This is a genomic window from Micromonospora solifontis, assembly GCF_003725545.1.
In the GTDB taxonomy this organism is placed as follows: domain Bacteria; phylum Actinomycetota; class Actinomycetes; order Mycobacteriales; family Micromonosporaceae; genus Micromonospora; species Micromonospora solifontis.
Map to the genome: position 1 here is coordinate 1 of NZ_RJLN01000082.1, position 24,632 is coordinate 24,632.

Sequence of the window (24,632 nt, forward strand, 5' to 3'; positions counted from 1 at the left end):
GTCGGTGCCGTGAGCGCGAGGAGTGAGCCGGGTTTGCGAGCCCCGCAGTCGCGAACAGAGGTGACACCGTGACCAGCGATCCGCTGTTGCTGACCGGCGAGGTCGAGGACGCCACGGCCCGACTCCTGCGTACCGTGGCCGGCCTCGGCGCCACGGACGTGGCCGGCCCGTCGCTGCTGCCGCGCTGGACCCGCGGGCACGTGCTGACCCACCTGGCCCGTAACGCCGACGCCTTCGTCAACCTGCTCACCGCCGCCCGCACCGGCGAGCCGATCCCGATGTACGCCAGCCCGGAGGCCCGCGCCGCCGACATCGAGTCCGGTGCCGACCGGGCCCCCGCCGACCTCCTCGACGACCTGCGCCGCACCTCGGCGCGGTTCGCGGCGGCGGTCGAGGCGATGCCCGTGGCGGCCTGGGCGGCCACCGTGCAGACCCGCCGTGGCCCGTGGCCGGCGGCGACGCTGGTCTGGGGGCGGCTGCGGGAGATCGAGGTGCACCACGTGGACCTCGACGCGGGCTACCGGCCGGCCGACTGGCCTGAGGCGTTCGCCCAGCGGCTGCTGCACGAGGTGGCCACCAGGCTGGCCGACAACCCGGACGCGCCGGCCATGGTGCTGCGGTTCGACGGCGTCCGGCACGAACTCGTCGTGGGTGACCCCGAGGGGGCGCCCACGGTCACCGGCCCCGCGCCGGAACTCGCCGCGTGGCTGATCGGCCGCAGTGCCGGTGAGGTGCTCACGGTCACTCCCGACGGTCCCCTGCCGACCCCACCGGAATGGATATAGAAGTCGCCATGACCTACACCGGAGACGTCACGCCCGGCGGTGCGCCGGACGTCCGCGAGCTCGACCGGCTCACCATCACCAAGGTGTCGGTGGGACCGATGGACAACAACGCCTACCTGCTGCGTTGCCGGGAGACCGGCGAGCAGGTGCTGATCGATGCCGCGAACGAGGCGCCCCGGCTGCTCGACCTGATCGGCGAGGACGGGCTGGCCGCGGTGGTCACCACCCACCGGCACATGGACCACTGGGTGGCGCTGGAGGAGGTGGTCGCCAAGACCGGCGCCCGCCCGCTGGTGCACGCCGACGACGCGGAGGGGCTGCCGATCGAGGCCGAGCCGTTGCGCGAGGGCGACACCGTCCGGGTCGGCGACTGCGCCCTGGAGGTGATCCACCTGAGGGGGCACACCCCGGGCTCGATCGCGCTGCTCTACCGCGACCCGTCCGGTATTCCGCACCTGTTCACCGGCGACTCGCTTTTCCCCGGTGGAGTGGGCAACACCCACCAGGATCCGGAGCGGTTCGCGCAGCTCATCGACGACGTAGCGGGGAAGCTCTTCGACCGGCTGCCCGACGAGACCTGGTTCTATCCGGGGCACGGCAAGGACAGCACCCTGGGGGCCGAGCGTCCCGCGTTGCCGCAGTGGCGCGCCCGGGGCTGGTGACCTGCCGGCTCGCCGGGCGCGCGCCCGGCGGGCCGGAGCTCAGCCCGGGGGCGCCGGCGCGACCAGCGCCCGCAGCCGGCGGCGCACACCGACCAGCACGGGGGCGGCCAGCAGCAGCCCGGCCGCCATGGTGACCAGTGCCGGGCTGGGCGCCCCGGGCAGCAGGGCGGTCACCGCGCGGGCCGCGGTGCCGAGGAGCACGTAGAGGCCGGCCCAGAGGGTCGCCCCGAGCGCCGCCGCGGCGACGAACCTCCGGTACGACATCCGCAGCCCGCCGGCGGCCAGCGGCAGCAGCGCGTTGAGCACCGGCAGGAACGGCGCGAGGAACACCATCCGACCGCCGCCGCGGCGCAGCACCGCCTCGGCCGCGGCCCACCGGGATTCGCCGATCCAGCCGCCCAGCCGGCTCTGCCGCAGCGCGGTGCCCCAGCGCCGGCCGGCCAGGAAGCTCAGCGACCAGCCGGCCAGGCAGCCGGCCACCACCGCCGCGACGGCGGCGACCCCGGTCGCCGGCCGGCCGGTGGCGACCGCCGCGAGGACCGCGGCGTCGCCGGGCACCAGCACCCCGAGCAGGGGTACGGCGTCGGCGAGCATGACCACGCCGAGTGCCGCCATGAGGCAGGCGGTGGGCAGCTCGCCGACGTGCGCCAGCAGATCCGTCATGGTCCGTACGCTACGGCCGCCGGACGGCAGGACGCATCGGGCTCGATCCCCTATCCGACCCTGATGACGGCTAGGGGTGACCCCGGATCGGCGGGCCGCTCCAGGCCGGGCCGCGGCAGGCTCGCCGCGCCGGCGGTGGTCGCTCAGCGGGGGCGCAGCACGTGGACCCGGCGTACCGGGGAGTCGACGGAGGGCTCGGTGGTGGGCACGGGGTAGCTCGCCACCCGGTCCAGCCGGTCCGCCGGCAGGTGTCCCCGGTCCGGGTCGCCGACCAGCACCTCGACGCCCCGGTCGGCGGCCCGTTGCAGGAACGGCAGCACCCGCGCGGCCAGGCCGGCGTCGTAGAGCACGTCCCCGGCCAGCAGCAGGTCGGCGTGGACCGGGCCGTCCAGCAGGTCGCCGCCGGTGACGGCCAGCTCCACCCGGTTGGCCCGGGCGTTGGCGGTGACGGCGGCGACCGCGTACGGGTCGACGTCGTTGGCGGTCACCCGCTCGGCCCCGGCCAGCGCGGCGGCGATGGCCACCAGTCCGGAGCCGCTGGCCAGGTCGAGCACCCGCCGGCCGGCGGCCAGTTCGGGGTGGTCCAGCAGGTGGCGGGCGAGCGCCTGCCCACCGGCCCAGACCGAGGCCCAGTACGGCGGCGGCAGGGACCGGCCGGCCGCCGCCTCCATCCGGGCCCACCAGAGGATGGCGTCCTCGGCCAGGTGCAGCCGGACCTCCGGCACGAACGGCGCGGCGACCAGCCGGAGCCCGTCCATGCCCCCGCCGGGCGTGGCGATCTCCCGTTCCAGGTCGGCCAGCGCCGTCTGTTCGCTCATCGGGGCAAGCATGCCGTGCGCGGACCCGAGCCGCGGCGTTTTCCCGCTCGGCCGTCCCGCCCGGCGAGTATTCCGGGGGCGCGCCGGCACTTCCGGCAGCGGATCCCCGTTCGGCCGGTTACTGTCGGGAAAGTACAGGGCGAACACCGGCCGCGGCCGGTGCTCACCCGCTTTGAACAGGGAGAGACGCATGGCAACCGGCACGGTCAAGTGGTTCAACTCGGAAAAGGGCTTCGGCTTCATCGAGCAGGACGGCGGAGGTCCGGACGTTTTCGTCCACTACTCGGCCATCCAGTCCAGCGGCTACCGCGAGTTGAACGAGGGCCAGAAGGTCGAGTTCGAGGTGACCCAGGGGCAGAAGGGCCCGCAGGCGGACAACGTCCGTCCGATGTAGCTCCGTGCCGGCGACGGCGGTCGGATCTCCGACCGCCGTCGCAGCGCATCGTCATGCCGGCGTCGCCGGCAGGTCGCGCCGCCGCCGCAGCGGCCCGATCAGCAGGATCAGCGGCGTCAGCGCCAGCCCGGCGGTCATCAGCCGGATCGCCCCGGCTGGCCCCCAGGCGGCGCCGAGCGCCCCGGCCGCCACCGCGGCCAGCGGGATGGTGCCGTAGTTGAGCAACTGCATGCTGACCGTCACCCGGCCGAGCAGCCGGTGCGGCGTGTACGTCTGCCGGAAGCTGCCCTTGACCACGTTGCCCACCGCGACCCCGAGGCTGACCAGGGCTCCGCCGAGCACCAGCCAGAGCACCCGCGGGCCGGGGCCGGCGAGCGGGATGAGCAGGGCGGGCGGCCCGGTGAGCAGGGCGGCGAGCAGCAGCGCACGGGCGGAGCCGAGTCGCCGGGCGAGTCGGGTGGCCAGGGCGGCGCCGACGAGTCCGCCCACACTCGCCAGTCCGATCAGCACGCCGACCAGGCCCGCCGGCAGCTCGGCCGAGCGGACCAGGAAGACCACCAGGACGGCCTGGTAGCCGGTGAGCCCGATGTTGCTGGCCGCCCCGAACACGGTCAGCACCCGCAGGTACGGGTCGCGGACCACGAACCGCAGCCCGTCGAGGACCTCGCGGCGCAGCGAGGTGGGGTCGTCGGATCGGCCGGGTCGGGGCTCGACGGCCCGGATGCGCCCGAGGCACAGGGCGGAGACGAGGAAGCTCAGGGCGTCCAGCAGCACTGCGGTCACCGCGCCGGCGAGCTGGGCGATCAGGCCGGCCAGTCCGGGGCCGACCAGATAGCTGGCGGTCTGCGTGGCGTGCAGCTTCGCGTTGCCCTCGGGCACCTCCTCCGGCCGCAGCAGGACCGGCAGGTAGACCTGGTCGGCGGTCTCGAAGAAGACGCGGGCCAGGCCGGCGCCGAGCGCCACCACCAGCAGGTGGCCGACGGTGAGCAGGTCGAGCAGAGCGGCGGCCGGAACGCTGAGGAACAGCGCCGCCGAGACCAGGTCACAGACGATCATCACCGGCCGGCGGCGGACCCGGTCCACCCAGGCCCCGGCGGGCAGCCCGACCAGCAGCCAGGGCAGCCAGGCGGCGGCGGTGAGCACGGCGACCTGGAAGGTGCTCGCGTCGAGCACGGCGACCGCGACCAGCGGCAGCGCCACGGCGGTCACGTTGCTGCCGACCGCGCTGACCGCCTGTCCGGCCCAGAGCAGGCGGAAGTCGCGGTGCCGGTGCAGCCCGCCCGACCGGGCGGGCGCGGGGACGCCGGCCAGGGTGGTCACGGCTGGGCCGGGATGCCGTGGGCGAGCAGGAAGACGGGCTCGCGCCGTTGCCCGTCGTCGGGGCGGTCGGCCCAGCGGTCGAACAACTCGATCACCTCGCGCCCGAGGTGTGCCAGCTCGTCCGGCGTGAGGTGCAGCCACTTGTCGGTGCTGAACGGCCCGTCGCCCCAGGCCGCGTGGGCGTCGTCGCCGGCGGCGTGCCAGGCCCGGACCAGGGCCGTGTGCCGGTCCAGGTTGAGCGAGCCGGCGGCGTCGGCCACCGCACGGGCGGCCGGGTCGGCGTCGAAGTCCGTGTTGGACCAGCGCACTCCCCGGTCGCGCAGCCGCCACCACCGCTCCCGGCGGTCCCGGGCCAGCTCGGGCGCCTCCACCACGAGGTCGGCCGCGGCGAGCATCTTGAGGTGATGGCTGACGTTGGCCGGGGCCTGGCCGGTCCGTTCGGCGAGCAGGCCGACGCTGGTCGGGCCGTAGACCTTGAGCACGTCCATCAGGCGGCGACGCAGTGGGTGGGCGAGCGCCGCGAGGACGCGGGAGTCGGTGACTTGGCGGACCTCGGGGTCTGTCATGCCGACAGCCTGACATCCGCAAGAGAAGTTGCGCAAGAACTATTGCGGAACTCTCCGATCGGCCGGCGCGTCAGCGGGTCGCCGTCCCGGCCCGATCCCGCTCAGGCGACCATCCGCCGGGCGAGTTCGTCGGCGACGTCCTTGGCCAACTGCGGGGGGATCGCCTGGGCGATCTTCTCCGGCGGCAGCCCGGCCAGCACACCGGTGACGATCGCCTGCTCGTCGGTGAAGTCCCTGCCCGCCAGCGTGGTGACCTGCGCGCTGAGCTGATCCACCCGCAGCATGAGGTAGTCGAGCTTGGCGACCAGGCTGTTCGCGCTGGGCTGCGGGCCGGTGCCGTCCGGGTCGACGCGGCGGCCCATGCTCGATCCGCCGTAGAACATGCCGGCGTAGACCTGGTGGATCTCGCTCTCCGACTGGGCGCTCATGTCGTCTCCTTCGATCAGGCCGATGGCGGTCAGGTAGCGGCGGAACAGCGGGGTCTGGTCCCGGCCCGCCTTGGTCGAGTCGCGGAAGTAGCTGAAGTGGGTGTGGAAGAGATGGCTGGAGTCGCCGGTGGTGCGCCGGCCCAGCCGGTCCCAGCGCCGCACGGTCGTGCCGTCCGGCGAGTAGATGATCTCCCTGATGTCCCGGGTGTCGGCGGCGCCGGCGACGCACTGCGCGACGCACCACGTCGAGAAGGTGCGCAGGTTGTGGCTCTTGCCGCCGGCGGTGACCGTGAACTCGCCGACGTCCAGCGCGGACGCGTCGAGCGTCAGTCCCGCGGAGTCCCGGGCGGACTCGACGACGGAATAGTCGTTCGCCACCACCCGGTCGGAGCCGCAGTGGTATCCACCGCGGTGGCTGGCGTCACCGACGATGCCGACCTCGGCCGGCTCGAGGTCCGCGGGCCGGACGGCGTTCTTGTCGACGTTGAGGTAGGTGAGCAACAGGTTCCGGACGGCCAACAGGTTCTGCGGGGCGGTCGTCATGCGTTCCCCCTTCGACTGGTCCACGGCCGACATGACCGTCACCGCGCGTGAGGGAATGCGAGGCGGGGACGCGCTCGGCCGAGTCATGCACAGCGCCGGGCACTTGCCCCGAGGATATCCACGATCTCGAAGGTTTGCCCAGGTCAAAGACACTATCTGGAACTATGGGGTGGCTGTGGACGGTGGCGGTGCCACCGGGAGCACGATGGCCGAAGGATGCGCGGGCTCATGGAGAACCTCGCGCCATCCCGCACGCAGAGTGACCGCCGCGCCGAGCGGTTCGCCGGTGCCCGGGTTGCGCGCGTAGCGCGGGTGGGCGCCACCGGAGACCTGGACGCGCAGCCGGTGACCGGGCGCGAAGCGGTGCGCCGTGGGCCAGAGGGTCACCGGTACCCGGACCACCCCGGACGGATCCGCGCTGAACCGGCCGGGCGCCACCCGGACCAGGCCGTCGCAGACGTTCCACGACCGGCCGCGGCGGTCCACCTCGCAGAGTCGCACGAAGACATCCAGGTAGGACAGTTCACTGCGGAGGTGGATCTCGGCGTGCACCGGACCGAGCACCTCCAACGGCGCGTCCAGCGGGGCGCTGGTGTAGGTCAGCACGTCCGGCCGCGCCTCCACCGGCCGGTTGTCCACCGCCCCGGCCCGCTGCGCGACCAGGAGCGGACCGCCCAGCGACGGCGTCGGATCGGCCGGGTCGTACCAGATCCGGTCGGGCCGGGAGCCGGCCGGCTGGGCGGGGTCGAGGCCGCGGCCGGCGTGCAGGTGCCACCGGGTCGGCACGGCCGGCGGCGGCCAGTCGGGCAGGTCCCGCCACCCACCACCCGCCCCACCGACGTGCACCCGGACCGGGCCGCGGCGGGGCGCCGGACGGCCGGCGAGGTGCTCGTCGAGCCAGTCGAGACCCTCGCGCAGGGCGGCCACGAGCAGTCCGGGGCTGCCGTGGGTCCAGGGGCCGACCGTGAGCCGGGGCCGGGCGCCGGCCGCGCGGAGCCGGGCGTAGTCCTCGAGCTGGGCGGGGAGGAAGATGTCCTGCCATCCGCTGACCATCGCCACCGGGGCGCGGACCTCGGTGATCCGGTCGTCGAAGCACCGTAGCCGCCAGTAGTCGGCGTCCGGTGTGTGGTGCCGCAGCCACTCCTGGAAGAACGGCACGGTCACCCCGGTGGCGATCCGGTCGGCCTCGGCGAGCGGCAGGTGCGCCAGCGCCCGGGTCAGCCTCGGCTGCCCGCGCTTGAGCTCCCACTGCCGGGCCAGCCACGGGACGGTCTGGGCCTGGAGCAGCTCGGCCCAGGTGAGCACGGTGTCGAGGGCGAACGACTCCCCCGCGTACGTCGAGTCGCGGGTGGCCGAGGCGGTCACCACCGCGACCATGGCGCGCAGCTCGTCGGCCGCCTCGGCGGCCACCGCCCACTGCACGAACCCCTGGTAGCTCGCGCCGAACATCCCGAACGCGCCGGTCCACCAGGGTTGCCGGCGCAGCCAGTCCAGGGTGTCCAGGCCGTCGTCGCGCTCGTGCACGAGCGGGGCGAACTCGCCGCCGGAGCCGTACGTGCCGCGGCAGGACTGGATCACCAGGTGGAAACCACGCTCGGCGAGCAGCCGCCCGAGCAGCCGCATCGGCCCGCCCCGCCCGTACGGGGTGCGGACCAGCACGGCCGGCGCGCCCGGCAGGTCCGGGGCGTAGTGGTCGGTACGCAGCAGATGCCGTCGCGGGCCCGGACCGCGATGTCCCGGGTCACCGCGACCCGCCGGGTACGGGCGGCGGGCAGCCGCAGCGCCGCGCCGGCGAGCCGGGTGACGAGCCGGTCCACCGGTTCAGCCCGCGGCAGGGCTGCCCGGGTCCGCCGCCGGGCGTCTGGCGGGCTCGCCGCGGGCCGCCCGGACGGCGTCCCGGTGCTCGCGCATCGAGGCCACCATGTCGGTCATGAACCGGTGCACGACCTCGAGTTCGTCGTCGGTGTACCGGGCCATCACGTCGTCGGTGCGCCGGCCGAGCGGGGCGAAGAAGCTGCGGGCCAGCTCGGCACCCCGGTCGGCGTAGTGCAGGAAGACCTTGCGCCGGTCGGCGGTGTCCCGGTCGCGGCGGATGTGGCCGGCGCGTTCCAGCCGGTCGATCAGCGCCGTCACCGAGCCGGAGGAGAGGTTGAGGCGCTCCCCCAGCCGGCCGGGGGTGATCGGGTCACCGACCAACTCGGCGTCCATCACGGCGATCAGCGCGTGCAGGTCGGTGGCGTTGAGCCCGTGCAGGCCGGCGAACGCGTGCCCGATGTGCTGCGCATCCACCGAGTAGCGCCGCAGATCGTTGGTGATGTCCGCGATCATCCGCCCGCGCCGGTCGTCCCGCCGCCGGTACATGCCGTGCGCTGCCACGTCTCGCCGATGCCCCCTGTCCGAGCTGTCCGGTTGCAGCATAGAGCCTCCGCCGATAATCTCGCTTATCAAGATACTCGGCTAGCGAGAATGATGGGCCTTCCCATGTCACTGTTCACCCGCGTCGCCCGGGGCCGGCTGGCCGCCTGGCTCACCGTGGCCGCCGCACTCGTCGTCGGCGCGGTCGTCTTCGGGCTGCCCCGGCCCGCCAACCCCGACCCCGTCTCCGCCACCGGCCTCTCCGTGGAGTGGCAGTCCACCCAGGTCGAGCGCCTCCAGAACCAGCTGCCGTCCAGCGGCGTCCAGCCCGCCGTGGTCGTGGTCAGCCGTGCCGACAAGACGCCGCTGAGCGAGGCCGACCGGACCGCCCTGGCCGACGCCTCCGGCCCGCTGAGCCGGCTCGCGGCCGGCGGCCGGGTCGCCCCGGCCCAGTTCTCCCCCGACGGCACGGTCGCCCTGGTCGCCGTACCGCTGTCCACCGCCGGCGGCCAGCAGGCCGTGGTCGACGAGGTCGCCGGCCTCCGAGCCGCGCTGGGCGACCTGCCCGACGCGCTGACCGTGCAGGTGACCGGCGCGCCCGCCTTCACCGCCGACCTCACCAAGGTCTTCGAGGGCGCCGACGTCACCCTGCTCGCGGTCACCGCCGCGGTGGTGGCGCTGCTGCTCCTGGTCACCTACCGCAGCCCGTTCCTGTGGCTCGTGCCACTGCTGGTGGTCGCCGCGACCGAGCAGATCACCCTGCGCGCCGTGGACACCGTCGTCCCGGCGCTCGGCATCCACCTGCAGGACGGCCAGGTCACCGGCATCGCCAGCGTCCTCGTCTTCGGCGCGGCCACCGACTACGCCCTGCTGCTGATCGCCCGCTACCGCGAGGAACTGCGCCGCGAGGAGAACCGGTTCACCGCGATGCGGGCGGCCCTGCGCCGGACCGCCGAACCGATCCTGGCCAGCGGGTCCACCGTGGTGCTCGGCGTGCTCACCCTGCTGCTGTCCGAGCAGGAGACCAACCGGGCACTCGCGGTGGCCTGCGCCACCGGCGTGCTGTTCGCCATGCTCTCCGCGCTCTTCGTGCTCCCCGCCGCCCTGGTGCTCTTCGGCCGAGGGCTGTTCTGGCCGTTCGTACCCCGGCTCGGCAGCCCGGCGCGCGAGGGCCGGCTCTGGGGCCGGCTGGGCGCCGCGGTGATCCGCCGCCCGGCGCCGGTCGCGGCGCTGGCCACGCTGCTGCTGGCCGGCCTCGCCCTGGGTGGTCTCGGGATCCGCACCGGTCTCTCCGAGACCGAGCAGTTCCGGGCCAAGCCGGAGGCGGTGGCCGGCGCGGAGACCCTGGCCCGCGCCTTCCCGGCCGGGACCACCCAGCCGGTGGCGGTGCTCACCAACCCCCGCGCCGCCCCGGCCGTGCTCGCCGCCGCCGGCGCGGTCGACGGGGTGGCCAGCGCCCGGCCCGGCCCGGCCGGCGACCGGATCGCCCAGGTCGACGTGGTGCTCGAGGCCGAGCCGGGCACCGCCGCCTCCGACCGGGCCGTCGCCGCGCTGCGGGACGCCGTCGTCAGGGTTCCCGGCTCCGCGCCGCCCGCGGTCGCCGGGGCCGAGGCACCACGGGGCGCGGTGGTCGGCGGCACGGTCGCCGCCGCGTACGACGCCGAACGGGCGAACACCCGGGACCTGCGGCTGATCCTGCCCGTCATCCTGCTGCTCGTCGGGGCCGTGCTGGTGCTGCTGCTGCGCGGCCTGGTCGCCCCGGTCCTGCTGGTGCTCACCGTCATCGCGTCGTTCTTCGCCAGCCTGGGCGCGGCGTGGCTGCTCTTCGACCACGTGCTGGGCTTCCCGGCGCTGGACAGCGGGGTGCTGCTACTCGCCTTCGTGTTCCTGGTGGCCCTGGGCGTGGACTACAACATCTTCCTGGTCACCCGGGCCCGGGAGGACGCCCGCCGCACGGGCACCCGGGACGGCATGCTCTCCGCGCTGCGGGTCACCGGCGGGGTGATCACCAGCGCCGGGGTGCTGCTCGCGGCGGTCTTCGCGGTGCTCGGCGTGCTCCCGCTGATCACGCTCACCCAGATCGGGATCATCGTCTGCGTCGGGGTGCTGCTGGACACCCTGCTGGTCCGGACGGTGCTCGTGCCCGCGCTGGCCTTCCTGCTCGGGGACCGGTTCTGGTGGCCCAGCCGGGTCCGGCGCGTACCGGAGGACCCGGGCGCCGCGGCGGTCCCGGCCGAGCCGGTCGGCGCCGGGGACTGAACCGGACATCCGCGGCCCCGGCGGCCCACCGCCGGGGCTGCGGTGTGTCCCCTGTCACGCGGCCGGCCGACTTCGCCGCTCGGGTCGGGGCCGGGCGGGCGCCCCCGCGTACGCTAGGAAGCCGACCAGCAGCAGGGGTCGTCCCTCCCGGCACCGGCCGACCGGAGATCACCGCCGTCCCACCGGGGCGACCGTCGCGGCGACCAGGTCACGCCGGCGGGACGGCCGGCCCCGCGCCAGCCCCGGCCGGTCGGCATCCGCTTCCCCGCCTCGGGGGCCGGCGTGCCAGCCGCCGGACCGGTCGGCACCGCAGTTACGGCAGAGATCCGGGTGCGCCCGGGGGTGACCCCGGCCCGTGTCCCGGCAACCGCAGACAGGAGTATGGAGGGTATGCAGCTACGCACCGACCTCCGCAACGTCGCCATCATCGCCCACGTCGACCACGGCAAGACGACCCTGGTCGACGCCATGTTGCGGCAGGCCGGCGCCTACGGCGCCCGTGGTGAGGACACCGAGCGGGTCATGGACTCGATGGACCTCGAGCGGGAAAAGGGCATCACCATCCTGGCCAAGAACACCGGCGTGCGGTACCTGCCGGCGGACGGGTCCGACCCGGTCACCATCAACATCATCGACACCCCCGGCCACGCCGACTTCGGCGGCGAGGTCGAGCGCGGCCTGACCATGGTCGACGGCGTGGTGCTGCTGGTCGACGCCAGCGAGGGCCCGCTGCCGCAGACCCGGTTCGTGCTCCGCAAGGCGCTGCGCGCCCGGCTGCCGATCATCCTGGTGATCAACAAGGTGGACCGCCCGGACGCCCGGATCAAGGAGGTCGTGGACGACACCTATGAGCTCTTCCTCGACCTGGACGCCGACGAGGAGCAGATCGACTTCCCGATCGTCTACGCCTGCGCCCGCGACGGCATCGCCTCGCTGACCCAGCCGGCCGACGGCGCGGTGCCCGACGACAGCCACAACCTGGAGCCGCTGTTCCGCACCCTGCTGGACACCATCCCGGCCCCGGCGTACGAGGAGGAGGCGCCGCTGCAGGCGCACGTCACCAACCTCGACGCCTCGCCGTTCCTCGGCCGGCTGGCGCTGTGCCGGGTCCGGCAGGGCACCATCAGCAAGGGCCAGACCGTGGCCTGGTGCCGCACCGACGGCAGCACCCAGCGGGTCCGCATCTCCGAGCTGCTGATGACCGAGGGCCTGGAGCGCAAGCCCGCCGACAGCGCCGGCCCCGGCGACATCATCGCCGTCGCCGGCATCCCGGAGATCATGATCGGCGAGACTCTCGCCGACGCGGAGAACCCGGTCCCGCTGCCGCTGATCACCGTCGACGAGCCGGCCATCTCGATGACCATCGGCACCAACACCTCGCCGTTGGTCGGCCGGGTCAAGGGCGCCAAGGTCACCGCCCGCATGGTCAAGGACCGGCTCGACAAGGAGCTGATCGGCAACGTCTCGCTGCGGGTGCTGCCGACCGAGCGCCCGGACGCCTGGGAGGTGCAGGGCCGCGGTGAGCTGGCGCTGGCCATCCTGGTCGAGCAGATGCGCCGCGAGTCCTACGAGCTGACCGTCGGCAAGCCGCAGGTCGTCACCAAGGAGATCGACGGCAAGACCTGCGAGCCGGTCGAGCGGCTGACCATCGACGCCCCGGAGGAGTACCTGGGCGCGATCACCCAGCTCCTCGCCACCCGCAAGGGCCGGATGGAGCAGCTGGTCAACCACGGCACCGGCTGGATCCGGATGGAGTGGCTGGTGCCGGCGCGCGGCCTGATCGGCTTCCGCACCGAGTTCCTCACCGAGACCCGGGGCACCGGCATCCTGCACCACGTCTTCGAGTCGTACGAGCCGTGGTTCGGCGAGCTGCGTACCCGCAACAACGGCTCGCTGGTCGCCGACCGGGCGGGCAGCGTCACCGCGTTCGCGATGACCAACCTCCAGGAGCGCGGCCAGCTCTTCGTGGAGCCGGGCACCGAGGTGTACGAGGGCATGATCGTCGGGGAGAACTCCCGCTCCGACGACATGGACGTCAACATCACCAAGGAGAAGAAGCTCACCAACATGCGTTCGTCGACCGCGGACGAGACCGAGAAGCTGATCCCGCCGCGCAAGCTGTCGCTGGAGCAGGCCCTCGAGTTCTGCCGCGAGGACGAGTGCGTCGAGGTGACCCCGGCCGCGGTCCGCATCCGCAAGGTGGTCCTCGACCAGACCCAGCGGGGCCGGATGGCCGCCCGCCGCAAGCACGCCGGCTGACCCACCCCCACCCCCCTTCCCCCCTCCCCCACTCACCGGCCCGCAGCGTCGATCATGGAGTTAGCGGTTGTTGAGGAGATCGACTTCACCGCCAACTCCATGATCGACGCGAGGGCCGGGGGCGGGGGGCTTGGTGGCGGTGAGGGCGAGGATGTCGGGGAGGGGGCCGGGGCCGGACTCCACCACCTGGGTCAGGGTCAGGCCGGCGGCGGTGACCGCGTTCAGCAGGTCGGCCAGGGGCACGTGCCAGGCGCCCACCCGGGCGCGGACCCCGGTGGAGTTCCAGAAGCGGAAGCTGCGCTCCCGCTCGGCGTACCCACCGTCGACCACGATCCGGCCCGGGTCGGAGCGGTCCGCGAACGCGCCGACGTAGCAGGGGTGCACCCCCAGGTGGACCAGCCGGCCGCCCGGGGCGAGCACCCGGGCCGCCTCGGCGACCGCCGCCGGGTAGTCCGGCATGTCGGTGTGGGCGAGTACGCAGACCACGGCCGGCACCGCGGCGTCCCGCAGCGGCAGCGCGCCCGCGTCGGCGCGCATCACCGGCAGCCGGCTCCGCGCGTGGCGCAACTGGCCGGCGGAGAGGTCCGCCCCGACCGGGTCCCAGCCGAGCCGGCGCAGCTCGGCGGCGTGCGCCCCGGTGCCGCAGCACAGGTCGAGGCACCGACCCGGGCCGCCGCCCAGCAACCGCCCCAGCAGCGCCCGCACGCGGTCGTTGTAACCGGCGGCCCTGGTCGTGACGTAATCCTCGTACCAGTCGGCGATGGCGTCGTACGCGGCGGTCGTCATCTGCGCACGCTAGACCGGCCACCCGCCGGACCGCAGCCCCGCCCGGCATCCGCTACGGTCACCGGCATGACCTGGGAGGATCTCGACGCGCACCTCGACACGGTGTCCGGCACCGTCTCCGCGTACGTGGGGCGGCCCGGCGCGGGGCCGACGTGGACCCGGCTGCCCGACGCCACCCACTACGCCGCGAGCACCATGAAGGTCGGCGTGCTGGTGGCCCTGCACCGCGCCGCCGAGGCCGGCCGGCTGGACCTGGACGCGCCGATCCCGGTACGCAACGCGTTCGACTCCGCGCTGCCCGGTGCGCCCACGTTCGCCTGCGCCAGGGACTACGACAACGACGACGCGGTGTGGGAGCGGGTCGGCGGCAGCGCGTCGCCGCGGTGGCTCGCGGAGCGGATGATCGTCCGGTCCAGCAACCTGGCCACCAACATCTGCATCGGGCAGGTCGGGCTGCCGGCGGTGGCCGAGGTGTGGGCCCTGGCGGGCGCCCGGCACAGCGTCACCGGCCGGGGCATCGAGGACTTCGCCGCCCGCGAGGCGGGCATCACCAACCTGGTCACCGCGGCCGACCTGGCCGCCCTGCTCGGCGGGCTGGCGCTGGGCGCGCAGCGGCCCGGCCCGCTCGCCTCCCCGGCCGCCTGCGCGGCCATGTTGGACGTGCTGTTCGCCCAGGAACACCGGGAGGACCTCGCCGCCGGCCTGCCCGAGGGCACCCGGATCGCGCACAAGAACGGCTGGGTGCACGGGGTCCGGCACGGCGCCGGGGTGGTCTTCCCCACCGACGCCCCGCCGTACGTCATCGTCGCCTGCACCACCACCGACCTGGCCGACGGCGGCCCGAGCGGCGAGGAGGACGACGACGCCTGCCGGCTCATCGCCGACATCTCGGCCCGGGTCTGGGCGGCCCGGCACGACCTGGCCGGCTGACCCTCGCCGCCGGCCGGCGGCGCATCAGTCCAGCAGGTTCGTCCGCAGCGCGGCGACCGTCGCGTCGGTCACCCCCAGCCCGTCCCGCAGGTACGCCCCGAACGACCCGTGCACCCGCCGCACCTCGTCGTACGCGGCGTCCAGGTATTCCGGCCGCACCTCCAGCAACGGCCGCGCGGCCGCCGGGTCCAGGTCCGGCCGCCGGCGGGTCATCGCGGCGAGCAGCACCTCCCGCAGGCTCTCGGTCAACTCGTTGTGCCGCAGGTAGTCCGCCCGGATCGACGCCTCGTCCACGCCCAGCGCGGTCAGCAGCACCACCGACAGCCAGCCGGTGCGGTCCTTCCCGGCCGAGCAGTGGAACAGCAGCGGAAGGTTCCCCGCCTCGGCGGCCAGCCGGACCGCCGCCCCGAACCCGGCCCGCGCCGAGTCCCCGGTGACGAACCACCGGTAGATCGCGCACATCGCCGCCGGCATGCCCTCCCGGGCCAACTCCGCGTACGCGCCCAGGTCGTGGCCGAGCAGCACCGCCGAGACGTACGTGAACACCGGGTGGGCCGGGTCGTACACCGGCAGGTGCACCACCCGCGGCTCGCCGGGCAGCCGGTCCGGCGGGGCCACCTCCTGCTCGGTGGAGTGCCGCAGATCCACCACGCAGGCCGGGGCGAGCTTGCCCAGCACCGGCAGGTCGTCGTCGGTCAGCCGGCCCAGCGCGGCGGTGCGGATCAGCCGCCCGGCGCGGACCCGCCGCCCGTGCGCGGCGGGCAGCCCGCCCAGGTCGCGGGCGTTCGGCGCACCCACCAGCTCCCAGTCCCGTCCCACCATCGGCCCTCCCCTGTCGCCGGCAACCTGGATATAGGGTGCCGGACATGACGATCGCCGCGGTACGCACCCACCGGCTCTCCGCCCCCTTACACACCCCGTTCGTCACCGCGCTGCGCCGCACCACCACGGTGGACACCCTGGTCGTCGAGGTGGTCGACAGCGACGGGCGGTCCGGATTCGGCGAGGCGCCGCAGGTCTGGCAGGTGACCGGGGCGTCGACCGCCGGCGCCGAGGCGTGCGTCCGGGAGCTGCTCGCGGCCCGGCTGGTGGGCCGCGACGCCGACGACCTGAACGCCCGCTGCGCCGAGGTGAGCCGGGCGGTGGCCGGCAACGAGTCGGCCAAGGGGGCGGTCGACGTCGCCCTGCACGACCTGGCCGCGCGGCGGCTCGGCGTACCCCTGGTGCGGCTGCTCGGCGGCACCGCGCTGCGCGTCCCGACGGACGTCACCCTCGCGGCCGGCGACGCGGTGGACCTGGCCGCGGCGGCGCGGCAGCGCCGGGCGGAGGGCTTTACCGTGCTGAAGCTCAAGGTCGGCACCGACGCCCGGGGCGACCTAGACCGGGTCCGCGCGGTCCGCGCCGCGGTCGGCCCGGACGTGCGCATCCGGCTGGACGCCAACCAGGGCTGGACGCCGCGCGAGGCGGTCCGGGTGATCCGCGGCATCGAGGACGCCGGGCTCGACGTCGAACTGGTCGAGCAGCCGGTCCACCGCCGGGACCTGGACGGGCTGGCCTGGGTCAGCGACCGGGTGGACCTGCCGGTCCTCGCCGACGAGGCGGTCTTCGACCTGCGCGACCTGGTCGAGGTGATCCGCCGCCGGGCCGCCGACATGGTCAACGTCAAGCTGGCCAAGTGCGGCGGCCTGCGGCCCGCCCGGGCGCTGCTCGACCTGGCCGCCGCGCACGGCATGGGCACCATCGTCGGCTCCATGATGGAGGGCCCGGTCGGCGTGGGTGCCGCCGCCAGCCTGGTCGCCGCGTACGGCACCACCGCCGTCCCCGACCTCGACGCCGCCTGGTGGCTGGCCCGGTCGCCGGTCACCGGTGGCATCCGGTACGACGGCGCGACCGTCGTGCTCGCCGACGCCCCCGGCCTCGGCATCACGGACGTGAGTGAAGCAAACATTCAGCCTGCCGGTTGAGCATGGTTGGAATTTTTCATAGGGTCGGCGGAGAGTGCCCGAGATGGGGGTGGACGTGGAACTGCAACCCGGCCGCGAGGCCGTCGTCCGGGTCCCGGTGGCGACCCTCTGGACCGCTCCCGAGGCGGTCCGCCCGGTCGACCACCCCGCCCTGACCGACACCGCCGACGTCGCCGCCTGGATCGGCGGCCTGGACCGCGACCAGCAGGTCGGCGACTGCGTGCTCAGCCAGCTGCTGCTCGGTGAACGGGTGCTCGTCACCGAGCTGCGCGCGGACGGGTGGGCGCACGTCGTCGCCCTCGAACAGCCCGCCGCCAAGCTCGACGCCCGGGGCTACCCCGGCTGGCTGCCCGCCGTCCAGCTCACCGCCGCACCGGAACCCGGGTCGTCGGCCGCCCCGCTGGTCGTCGACGCCCTGCACACCACGCTGCGGACCGCTCCGGACGGCCCGGTGGCGCTGCGCGGGGCCGTGCTCGGCACCCGTTTCGCCTCGGCCGGACGGCCGACGGAAGGCTGGCGGCCGGTCCACGTACCCGGCTGGGGCGAGCCGCTCTGGGCCCCCGAGGGCGATCTGGTCCCGCTGCCCACCGAACGGCCGGAGGCCAAGGAGGTGCTCGCGGTCGCGGAGCGGCTGCGCGACCTGATCTACGTCTGGGGCGGCCTCTCCACGCACGGCATCGACTGCTCCGGCCTGGTGCAGCTGGGCTGGCGGCGGTACGGGGTGACCCTGCCCCGGGACGCCGACGACCAGGCCGAGGCGACCACGCCGCTGGCGCTGGACGCCGAACGCCCCGGCGACCTCTACTTCTTCGCCCGCCCCGGGCGGCGGATCCACCATGTCGGCATCGTCAGCGCCGAGCCGCACGGCGACCGGAGGCGGATGCTGCACGCCTGCTACCGGCAGCGCCGGGTGGTGGAGGAGCAACTCCCCGAGGACCGGCTGGCCACCCTCGTCGGCGCGCACCGCGTCGGCTGACCCGTACGCGCGAAGGGGGCGCTCCCGTGGCCGGGCGGGCCCCCTTCGCCCGTCGTGCGGTCAGCGCCGGGCGCCGGCCAACTCCCGGCGCCGGTCCCGGGAGGACTTGACCAGGCTGGCCGCGGTGGCCACCGCCAGGGTGCCGAGGATGATGAGCAGCGAGAGCCAGATGGGGATGTGCGGGGCCCAGGCCACGTGCTCGCCGCCGTTGACGAACGGCAGGTTGTTGTCGGCGAGGGCTTCGAGGACCAGCTTGACCCCGATGAAGCCGAGCACCACGGCCAGGCCGTAGCTCAGATAGATCAGCCGGTCCAGCAGCCCGCCGAGCAGGAAGTAGAGCTGGCGGAGGCCCATCAGCGCGAAGACGTTCGCGGTGAAGACCAGGTACGGCTCCTGGGTGATGCCGAAGATCGCCGGGATCGAGTCGAGGGCGAAGATCAGATCGGTGGTGCCGATCGCGATCATCACGATGAGCATCGGGGTGAAGAGCCGCCGCCCGTTCTCGTGCGTCGTCATCCGCGCCCCGTCGAAGTCGCGGGACAGCGGCAGCGCCTTGCGGCTCCACCGGATCAGCACGTTCTCGCTGAACTCGTCCTCGTCCGGCTCGCCCTGCCGGGCCAGGTTGACCGCCGTGTAGATCAGGAACGCGCCGAAGATGTAGAACACCCAGGAGAACTGGGAGATCAACGCGGCGCCGGCGGCGATGAAGCCACCCCGCATGACCAGCGCCAGCAGGATGCCGATGAGCAGGACCTTCTGCTGGTACTTCCGGGGCACCGCGAACCGGGCCATGATGATCACGAAGACGAACAGGTTGTCCACCGAGAGGCTGTACTCGGTGAGCCACCCGGTGTAGAACTGGCCGGCCACGCTGGGCCCGGCGGTGAGCCAGAGCCCCACGCCGAAGAGCAGCGCCAGCCCGACGTAGAAGCCGACCCAGAGGCTCGACTCGCGGACACTGGGTTCGTGCGGGCGGCGACCGATGATGAAAAGGTCGGCGAGCAGGATCGCCGTCAGCGCGACGAGAGTCCCGGCCCACACGTATCCGGACACGTTCAAATCCATCCTCCGGCAGACACACAGCGTCGGGCACACCGTACGCCGGGTGAGGGGCCGGGGTGCGTCGACGCTGACTCTGGTGACTGTCGGAGGTCTCTTCCGCCACCGGCCCGAGAATCCGGACCACTGACCGACGGAGCCGGGTCGTGCCACCCGGGGGGCCGGGGCTCTTCCGTGCTGACGACTCCGTCGCGGGGGAATACTCCCCTCCTCGGCCGCCATTGTTCACCATCGGGCCCGGTCACCGCATCTCCGGGGGTCCAGTTTGCTGAGGGAATCACGTTCCGACGTGCCGGACCCCCAACGCCTAGCGCATCCTAGGAGGCTAGGTGAACTGCTGGTCGAGCGTGGGATGGAGCAGCCCCGGGTCGCCGGGGCCGGCGGGAGGCGTGCGAGGCTTCGGGCATGGTTCTTGAGGTTGCGCTGATCGATGTGACTCCCGGGCACGAGGACGACTTCGCCGCCGCGTACGCGCAGGCCCGCCCGATCCTCGCCGGGACGGAGGGCTGCCGGTCGGTGCGGATGACCCGGGGCGTGGAGTCGCCGTCCCGGTTCGTGCTGCTGGTGGAGTGGGACTCGGTGGAGGCGCACGACGTCAACTTCCGGCAGAGCGACCGCTTCCCGCGGTGGCGGGCGCTGATCGGCCCGTTCTTCGCCGGCCCGCCGGTGGTCGAGCACTTCGTCGACGTGCCGGCGTGAGCTGTCGTACCCCTGGCCTAACGTGACCCCGACGCGCCGGCCGCCGGTCCCGACGGACATCGGGGGCGCCGGGCCCGGCGGCCGCGCGCCGACTCAGCTCGGCTCCGGGACCTCGGCGTCGCGGGGCGTGCGAGGCCGGGGCACCAGCGCCGGGCCGAGCCGCCGGCCGAGCAACTCGACGGTCTCCTCCGCCGACAGCGCCGCCGCCGACAGCCAGTCGATCAGCCGCTCGTAGCGGGCGATGTCGGCCTCGGCGACCAGGCGCAGGTCGGCGGTGAGGGTCTCCACCAGCACCGTGCGCGGATCCGCCGGATCCGGGTGGGCGTAATAGGCGAAGGCGGCCAGGGGGTGCACCCCGCCGTGCGGCGCGGCGTCACGGGACAGCAGCCGGAGCGTGACGTGCGGGCGCTCGGCCAGGGCGAGCAGATGTCGCACCTGGTCCCGCCAGACGTCGGCCGGGGTGCCCCCGGGATCGCAGACCCGCTCGTCGAGCAGCGCGGTGTACTGCGGCGGGTCGGGCCGGTGCAGCACCTCCTGGCGCAGGGCGCGGGCGCGGACATCGGTCTCCACGTCCACGTCGTCACAGAGCAGCGCCCCGGCGGTCACCCGCAGCCGCGCGTACGCCGGGGTCTGGAGCAGCCCGGGCACGACGACGGGCTGGTACTCCACGATGCGCGCGGCACCCGCCTCCAGCTCCGCGTACGCCCGCTGCCGCTCACCCATCTCACCCAGCGCCTTGGACCAGCCCCGACCGGTGGCCGCGTCCCGGGCGATGACGATCAGCTCGGTCCGCTGCTCGGGCGGCACCTCGTAGACGTCGAGCAGGTCGAGCACGTCGGCCAGGTCGGGGCGACTCTGGCCCAGCTCGATGCGGGACAGCTTGGACGTGGACGCCCAGCCGAGCCGGGCACAGACCTGCTCGAGGGTGAGCGACTCCCGGTGACGCAGCCGACGCAGCTCCGCGCCGAGCCGCACCCGCCGGACGACAGGACTTGCTGACAACGGCATGCGAGCCTCCCGCAGGGAGAGTACGCACGACAGTCACGCTGGGCAATACCTTGATTGCTCACTGCGATCAGGGGGCCGCGGCGGTCCGGCCCCCGCCGGGGTGTCCCGCGCCGCCGCGAGACGGCACCACACCGAGGACCGGCATGTCTGAGAGACATGAACATGTCGCTCAGACATACCGGGTTCAGCGAGTGCCACGGGTGTCCGCGGCACGCCGGCGCGCGACACGGCCGGCCGGAGGCGGGACAGGGCGGAGCCGGCGGCTCACGGCCGGTACGTGCCGAACGACCAGACCAGGCCGGCCGGGTCGCGGGCCACGTAGTCGCGGGAGCCGTAGTCGGTGTCGAAGGGCGGCCGGACGATCTCGGCGCCGGCCGCCCGAGCGCGCGCGTGGTGCGTGTCGATGTCGTCGACCGCCACGTAGACGCGGTAGTCGTCGTCGGCCGGCCGCACCGCCGGAGCTGGTCCGGTGCCCAGCATGACGAGGTCGTCGCCGTAGCCGAGCTGGGCGTGCCGCACCGTGCCGTCCGGACCCTCGTGCAGCTCATGCAGGGTGAGATCGAACGCCGACCGGAGGAAGTCGATGGCGGCACGCGCGTCGGGGTACCGCAGGACCGGGTAGATGCTTCGCATGCCCCCAGTCTGGGGGCGGCCGGTCAGCCGGGATTGGACGGATGTGACCCCGGGCGGCCCACCATCCCCGGGGTCCGGCCGGCGAACTCCCGGAACTCGCGGATCAGGTGGGACTGGTCGTAGTAGCCGCAGTGGACGGCCAACTCCGCCCAGCCCAGCGCGCCGGGCCGGTCCGCCGGGGGCGCGCCGGCCACCCCCTGGCCGAGCGTGGCGTACGCGCGCTGGAAGCGCACCAGCCGGCCGACGGTCTTCGGTGGCAGGCCGAACTCCCGCCGGAACACCGTCGCCAGGTGCCGCCGGCTCCAGCCCACCTCGTCGGCCACGGCGCCGACTTCGACGGCCCCGCCGCTGCCGGAGAGCAGCCGCCACGCCCGCAGCAGCCGCCGGTCCACCGGCCCGGCGACGGCCAGCCGATCGGCGAGGGCGACGTCCAGGCGGGCGAACCGGCCCGGCCAGTCGGGCACCGCGGCCAGGTCGTCGCGGAGCCGGGCCAGCCAGCGGTCGAGGTGGTCGACCGGTACGGCCCGGTTGGCGAGTTCACCCAGCGGCAGCCCGAGCAGCAGGCGGGCGGCCGGCGGGGTCAGCAGCAACTGCACGCCGACGCCCTCGCCCACCGTCCGGGTCGTGCAGTACGCGTCGAACGGGCCGGCCACGAACGCGTTCACCCCGGACGCGCCCCGGGTGGTGGCCCGCGGGTCGGTCACGTCCAGCGGGGCGCCCCAGCCGAGGATCAGCACCACGAAGGCACCGGCCACCTCGTGCCGGATCAGGGGGCGGGCGGCGTGCTCGCGGTAGCCGAGATAACGGTCCACGTACGGGCGCAGCAGGGGAGCGGGCCGGGCGACGACCGCCTCGATCATCATGCCGCCTCCCGCTCGCCCGTCGCGTCACTTCACGCCGGCGGCGTCCATCCCGCGCAGCTCCTTCTTGAGGTCGGCGACCTCGTCCCGGATCCGCGCCGCCAGCTCGAACTGCAACTCCCGCGCGGCGGCGAGCATCTGGTCGTTGAGCTCCTGGATGAGGTTGGCCAGGTCGGCCCGGGCCATCCCCTCGCGGGACGGGGCGGCGCCGCCCCGGGAACGGCTGCGGGTCTCCTTGACCGGCGCCTTGCCCCGGGAGAGCTGCCGCACGGCCCCGCCGACCCGGGTGTTGTTCTCGGTGTCCTCGGCCTCGCGGTAGATGTCGTCGAGGATGTCGTGGATCTTCTTGCGCAGCGGCTCGGGGCTGATCCCGTGCGCCTCGTTGTGCGCGATCTGCTTGGCCCGCCGCCGGTTGGTCTCGTCGATCGCGTCCGCCATCGACGGGGTGATCTTGTCGGCGTACATGTGGACCTGGCCGGAGACGTTACGGGCCGCCCGGCCGATGGTCTGGATCAGCGACCGACCGCTGCGTAGGAAGCCCTCCTTGTCGGCGTCCAGGATCGCCACCAGGGAGACCTCGGGCAGGTCGAGGCCCTCGCGGAGCAGGTTGATGCCGACCAGCACGTCGTAGTCGCCCTTGCGCAGCTCGCGCAGCAACTCCACCCGGCGCAGCGTGTCGACCTCGGAGTGCAGGTAGCGCACCCGGATGCCGTTCTCCAGCAGGTAGTCGGAGAGGTCCTCGGCCATCTTCTTGGTCAGCGTGGTGACCAGCACCCGCTCGTCCCGCTCGGTGCGCAGCTTGATCTCGTGCATCAGGTCGTCGATCTGGCCCTTGGTGGGCTTCACGATGACCTCCGGGTCGACCAGACCGGTCGGGCGGATCACCTGCTCGACGAACTCGCCCTGGGCCTGCTCCAGCTCCCACGGGCCCGGGGTGGCGGAGAGGAAGACCATCTGGCCGACCCGCTCCAGGAACTCGTCGAAGCGCAGCGGCCGGTTGTCGGCCGCGCTGGGCAGCCGGAAGCCGTGGTCGATCAGCATCCGCTTGCGGGACGCGTCGCCCTCGTACATGCCGCCGATCTGCGGGATGGTCACGTGCGACTCGTCGACGACGGTGAGGAAGTCGTCGGGGAAGTAGTCGAGCAGGCAGTGCGGCGGGCTGCCGGGCAGCCGGCCGTCGATGTGCATCGAGTAGTTCTCGATGCCGGAGCAGAACCCGACCTGGCGCATCATCTCGATGTCGTACGTGGTGCGCATCCGCAGCCGCTGCGCCTCCAGCAGCTTGCCCTGCCGCTCCAGCTCGGCCAGCCGCTCCCCCAGCTCGGTCTCGATGTCGCGGATCGCCCGCTCCATCCGCTCCGGGCCGGCCGCGTAGTGCGTGGCCGGGAAGATCATCAGCTGGTCGACCTCGCGGACCACGTCCCCGGTCAGCGGGTTGAGGTAGTAGAGCTTCTCGATCTCGTCACCGAACAGCTCGATCCGGACCGCCAGCTCCTCGTACGCCGGGATGATCTCCAGGGTGTCGCCGCGGACCCGGAAGGTGCCCCGCTGGAACGCCATGTCGTTGCGGGTGTACTGGATGTCGACCAGCCGCCGCAGCAGCTGGTCGCGGTCCAACTCCTGCCCGACCGCGACCCGCACCGCACGGTCCAGGTATTCCTCCGGGGTGCCCAGGCCGTAGATCGCCGACACGGTCGCCACCACGATCACGTCCCGCCGGGTGAGCAGGGACATGGTCGCCGAGTGCCGCAGCCGCTCGACCTCCTCGTTGATCGAGGAGTCCTTCTCGATGTAGGTGTCGGTCTGCGGGATGTACGCCTCGGGCTGGTAGTAGTCGTAGTAGGAGACGAAGTACTCCACCGCGTTGTGCGGGAGCAGCTCACTGAACTCCTTGGCCAGCTGCGCGGCGAGGGTCTTGTTCGGCGCGAGCACGAGGGTGGGGCGTTGCAGCCGCTCGACCAGCCACGCCGTGGTGGCGCTCTTGCCGGTGCCGGTCGCGCCGAGCAGCACCGTGTTGCGGTCGCCGTGCCGCACGCGCCGCTCCAGCTCGTCGATGGCCGCAGGCTGGTCGCCGGCCGGCTGGAACTCGCTGACGACCTGGAAGCGGCCGTCGAGCCGGGGAATGTCAAGCGCCATGACCCCAACGGTACGCCGACCGTCCGACAGTTCCGGGTCGACCACGGAGGGTCCGTGATCGGCTTCGATATTCCCATTGTGGGCCACATCTCACCCCGCTACCCTCGTACCGTAGGCCGCTCGCGGCGGCCGACCGGGCCGGCGGCCGCCCCCCTGGGGGCCGGGCCGCCCTCGGCACCGGGGGTCGCAGCACCCGGGACGACCGGCGTGCGCACCCCGGGTGGTCGCGCTGGAGGCGCAGACCGGCCGCCGCGAGCGCCCCTGCTCGTCACCGGATGCCGGCCCCGGCGTTCTCCACTCGTGGAGACCTCCCCCGGACGCCGGCACCGCCCGGCACGCGACGCCACTCCGCCCCCGCCCGACCAGCCCGCCGCGCCGCCTGACCAGCCCGCCGCGCCGACCGCCGCCCGGCGGAACCGGAGCGCCGGCCACCGCCCCGCCGGCCTGCTCCGCCGCCTACCCGACCGTGCCGCCGGCCTGCTCCGCCGCCTACCCGACCGCCTGGCCGGGCTGCTCCGCCGCCTACCCG

Annotated in this window: 22 protein-coding genes and 2 pseudogenes; 10 read left to right on the forward strand and 14 right to left on the reverse strand. The window is 73.9% G+C overall.

Translation table 11 applies throughout. The features are described 5' to 3' along the window. Positions 1 to 68: 68 nt before the first annotated feature. Positions 69 to 785, forward strand: a complete 717-nt coding sequence (locus tag EFE23_RS22420) for a maleylpyruvate isomerase family mycothiol-dependent enzyme (RefSeq protein ID WP_123242908.1) — start codon at positions 69 to 71, stop codon at positions 783 to 785. An 8-nt stretch (positions 786 to 793) separates the two neighbouring features. Further along, entirely contained in the window at positions 794 to 1,447 is a 654-nt protein-coding gene (locus EFE23_RS22425) for an MBL fold metallo-hydrolase (protein ID WP_123242909.1), read from the forward strand. Positions 1,448 to 1,486: 39 nt separating this feature from the next. Here EFE23_RS22425 and EFE23_RS22430 read toward each other — a convergent pair whose 3' ends face one another. Then, positions 1,487 to 2,110 (reverse strand): DedA family protein, encoded by a 624-nt coding sequence (locus tag EFE23_RS22430; RefSeq protein WP_123242910.1) that lies wholly within the window; start codon positions 2,108 to 2,110, stop codon positions 1,487 to 1,489. A gap of 143 nt (positions 2,111 to 2,253) precedes the next feature. Beyond that, positions 2,254 to 2,928: a class I SAM-dependent methyltransferase gene (locus EFE23_RS22435; RefSeq protein ID WP_123242911.1), complete on the reverse strand. Its 675-nt coding sequence runs from the start codon at positions 2,926 to 2,928 to the stop codon at positions 2,254 to 2,256. 190 nt (positions 2,929 to 3,118) lie between these two features. Here EFE23_RS22435 and EFE23_RS22440 point away from each other — a divergent pair, with 190 nt between their 5' ends. Continuing rightward, positions 3,119 to 3,322 (forward strand): cold-shock protein, encoded by a 204-nt coding sequence (locus tag EFE23_RS22440; RefSeq protein WP_013287480.1) that lies wholly within the window; start codon positions 3,119 to 3,121, stop codon positions 3,320 to 3,322. A 51-nt stretch (positions 3,323 to 3,373) separates the two neighbouring features. Here EFE23_RS22440 and EFE23_RS22445 read toward each other — a convergent pair whose 3' ends face one another. From EFE23_RS22445 to EFE23_RS22465, 5 genes and pseudogenes are all read right to left on the reverse strand, one after another. Continuing rightward, on the reverse strand, positions 3,374 to 4,642 hold the full coding sequence (locus EFE23_RS22445) for an MFS transporter (protein ID WP_123242912.1): 1,269 nt from the start codon (positions 4,640 to 4,642) through the stop codon (positions 3,374 to 3,376). Beyond that, positions 4,639 to 5,208, reverse strand: a complete 570-nt coding sequence (locus EFE23_RS22450) for an ArsR/SmtB family transcription factor (protein ID WP_123242913.1) — start codon at positions 5,206 to 5,208, stop codon at positions 4,639 to 4,641. The genes EFE23_RS22445 and EFE23_RS22450 overlap by 4 nt, the downstream gene beginning before the upstream one ends. Positions 5,209 to 5,309: 101 nt before the next feature. Then, a complete protein-coding gene (locus EFE23_RS22455) occupies positions 5,310 to 6,179 on the reverse strand; it encodes a hypothetical protein (RefSeq protein ID WP_123242926.1) in 870 nt (289 codons plus the stop codon). A 162-nt stretch (positions 6,180 to 6,341) separates the two neighbouring features. Next, positions 6,342 to 7,996, reverse strand: a pseudogene (locus tag EFE23_RS22460) (CocE/NonD family hydrolase). Positions 7,997 to 8,000: 4 nt separating this feature from the next. After that, positions 8,001 to 8,540: a MarR family transcriptional regulator gene (locus tag EFE23_RS22465; RefSeq protein WP_123242914.1), complete on the reverse strand. Its 540-nt coding sequence runs from the start codon at positions 8,538 to 8,540 to the stop codon at positions 8,001 to 8,003. 120 nt (positions 8,541 to 8,660) lie between these two features. On the opposite strand from EFE23_RS22465, the gene EFE23_RS22470 reads away from it, so the two are divergent. Both EFE23_RS22470 and typA read left to right on the forward strand, forming a co-directional pair. Then, positions 8,661 to 10,793, forward strand: coding sequence for an MMPL family transporter (locus EFE23_RS22470; protein WP_123242915.1), 2,133 nt, complete (start codon positions 8,661 to 8,663; stop codon positions 10,791 to 10,793). Positions 10,794 to 11,183: 390 nt separating this feature from the next. Next, positions 11,184 to 13,052, forward strand: coding sequence for a translational GTPase TypA (gene typA, locus EFE23_RS22475; protein WP_123242916.1), 1,869 nt, complete (start codon positions 11,184 to 11,186; stop codon positions 13,050 to 13,052). A gap of 60 nt (positions 13,053 to 13,112) precedes the next feature. Here the strand turns inward: typA and EFE23_RS22480 are convergent, their stop codons facing one another. After that, a complete protein-coding gene (locus EFE23_RS22480; protein ID WP_123242917.1) occupies positions 13,113 to 13,838 on the reverse strand; it encodes a class I SAM-dependent methyltransferase in 726 nt (241 codons plus the stop codon). 66 nt (positions 13,839 to 13,904) lie between these two features. On the opposite strand from EFE23_RS22480, the gene EFE23_RS22485 reads away from it, so the two are divergent. After that, positions 13,905 to 14,768, forward strand: a complete 864-nt coding sequence (locus tag EFE23_RS22485) for a serine hydrolase (RefSeq protein ID WP_123242918.1) — start codon at positions 13,905 to 13,907, stop codon at positions 14,766 to 14,768. 24 nt (positions 14,769 to 14,792) lie between these two features. On the opposite strand, the gene EFE23_RS22490 is transcribed toward EFE23_RS22485, so the two are convergent. Next, entirely contained in the window at positions 14,793 to 15,590 is a 798-nt protein-coding gene (locus EFE23_RS22490) for a tyrosine-protein phosphatase (RefSeq protein ID WP_123242919.1), read from the reverse strand. 44 nt (positions 15,591 to 15,634) lie between these two features. Between EFE23_RS22490 and EFE23_RS22495 the strand changes: the two genes are divergently transcribed. Further along, on the forward strand, positions 15,635 to 16,732 hold the full coding sequence (locus tag EFE23_RS22495) for a mandelate racemase/muconate lactonizing enzyme family protein (protein WP_123242920.1): 1,098 nt from the start codon (positions 15,635 to 15,637) through the stop codon (positions 16,730 to 16,732). Positions 16,733 to 16,775: 43 nt separating this feature from the next. After that, complete coding sequence (locus tag EFE23_RS22500) at positions 16,776 to 17,708, forward strand: C40 family peptidase (RefSeq protein WP_204334312.1); 933 nt, start codon at positions 16,776 to 16,778, stop codon at positions 17,706 to 17,708. A 60-nt stretch (positions 17,709 to 17,768) separates the two neighbouring features. Here EFE23_RS22500 and EFE23_RS22505 read toward each other — a convergent pair whose 3' ends face one another. Continuing rightward, positions 17,769 to 18,767, reverse strand: coding sequence for a TerC family protein (locus EFE23_RS22505; RefSeq protein ID WP_123242921.1), 999 nt, complete (start codon positions 18,765 to 18,767; stop codon positions 17,769 to 17,771). 405 nt (positions 18,768 to 19,172) lie between these two features. Here EFE23_RS22505 and EFE23_RS22510 point away from each other — a divergent pair, with 405 nt between their 5' ends. After that, positions 19,173 to 19,466: an antibiotic biosynthesis monooxygenase family protein gene (locus EFE23_RS22510; RefSeq protein WP_123242922.1), complete on the forward strand. Its 294-nt coding sequence runs from the start codon at positions 19,173 to 19,175 to the stop codon at positions 19,464 to 19,466. A gap of 93 nt (positions 19,467 to 19,559) precedes the next feature. On the opposite strand, the gene EFE23_RS22515 is transcribed toward EFE23_RS22510, so the two are convergent. From EFE23_RS22515 to uvrB, 4 genes are all read right to left on the reverse strand, one after another. Further along, positions 19,560 to 20,474 carry a helix-turn-helix domain-containing protein gene (locus EFE23_RS22515; RefSeq protein ID WP_123242923.1) on the reverse strand — a complete coding sequence of 305 codons (915 nt, stop codon included), beginning with the start codon at positions 20,472 to 20,474 and terminating at the stop codon, positions 19,560 to 19,562. Between the two features lie 264 nt (positions 20,475 to 20,738). Continuing rightward, positions 20,739 to 21,107 carry a VOC family protein gene (locus EFE23_RS22520; RefSeq protein ID WP_123242924.1) on the reverse strand — a complete coding sequence of 123 codons (369 nt, stop codon included), beginning with the start codon at positions 21,105 to 21,107 and terminating at the stop codon, positions 20,739 to 20,741. A 23-nt stretch (positions 21,108 to 21,130) separates the two neighbouring features. Beyond that, positions 21,131 to 21,970: a helix-turn-helix domain-containing protein gene (locus tag EFE23_RS29465; RefSeq protein WP_123242925.1), complete on the reverse strand. Its 840-nt coding sequence runs from the start codon at positions 21,968 to 21,970 to the stop codon at positions 21,131 to 21,133. Positions 21,971 to 21,994: 24 nt separating this feature from the next. Beyond that, positions 21,995 to 24,103, reverse strand: coding sequence for an excinuclease ABC subunit UvrB (gene uvrB / locus EFE23_RS22530; protein WP_123242928.1), 2,109 nt, complete (start codon positions 24,101 to 24,103; stop codon positions 21,995 to 21,997). A gap of 300 nt (positions 24,104 to 24,403) precedes the next feature. Between uvrB and EFE23_RS29105 the strand changes: the two are divergent. Further along, positions 24,404 to 24,632: pseudogene (locus tag EFE23_RS29105) on the forward strand (hypothetical protein); the annotation flags it as partial.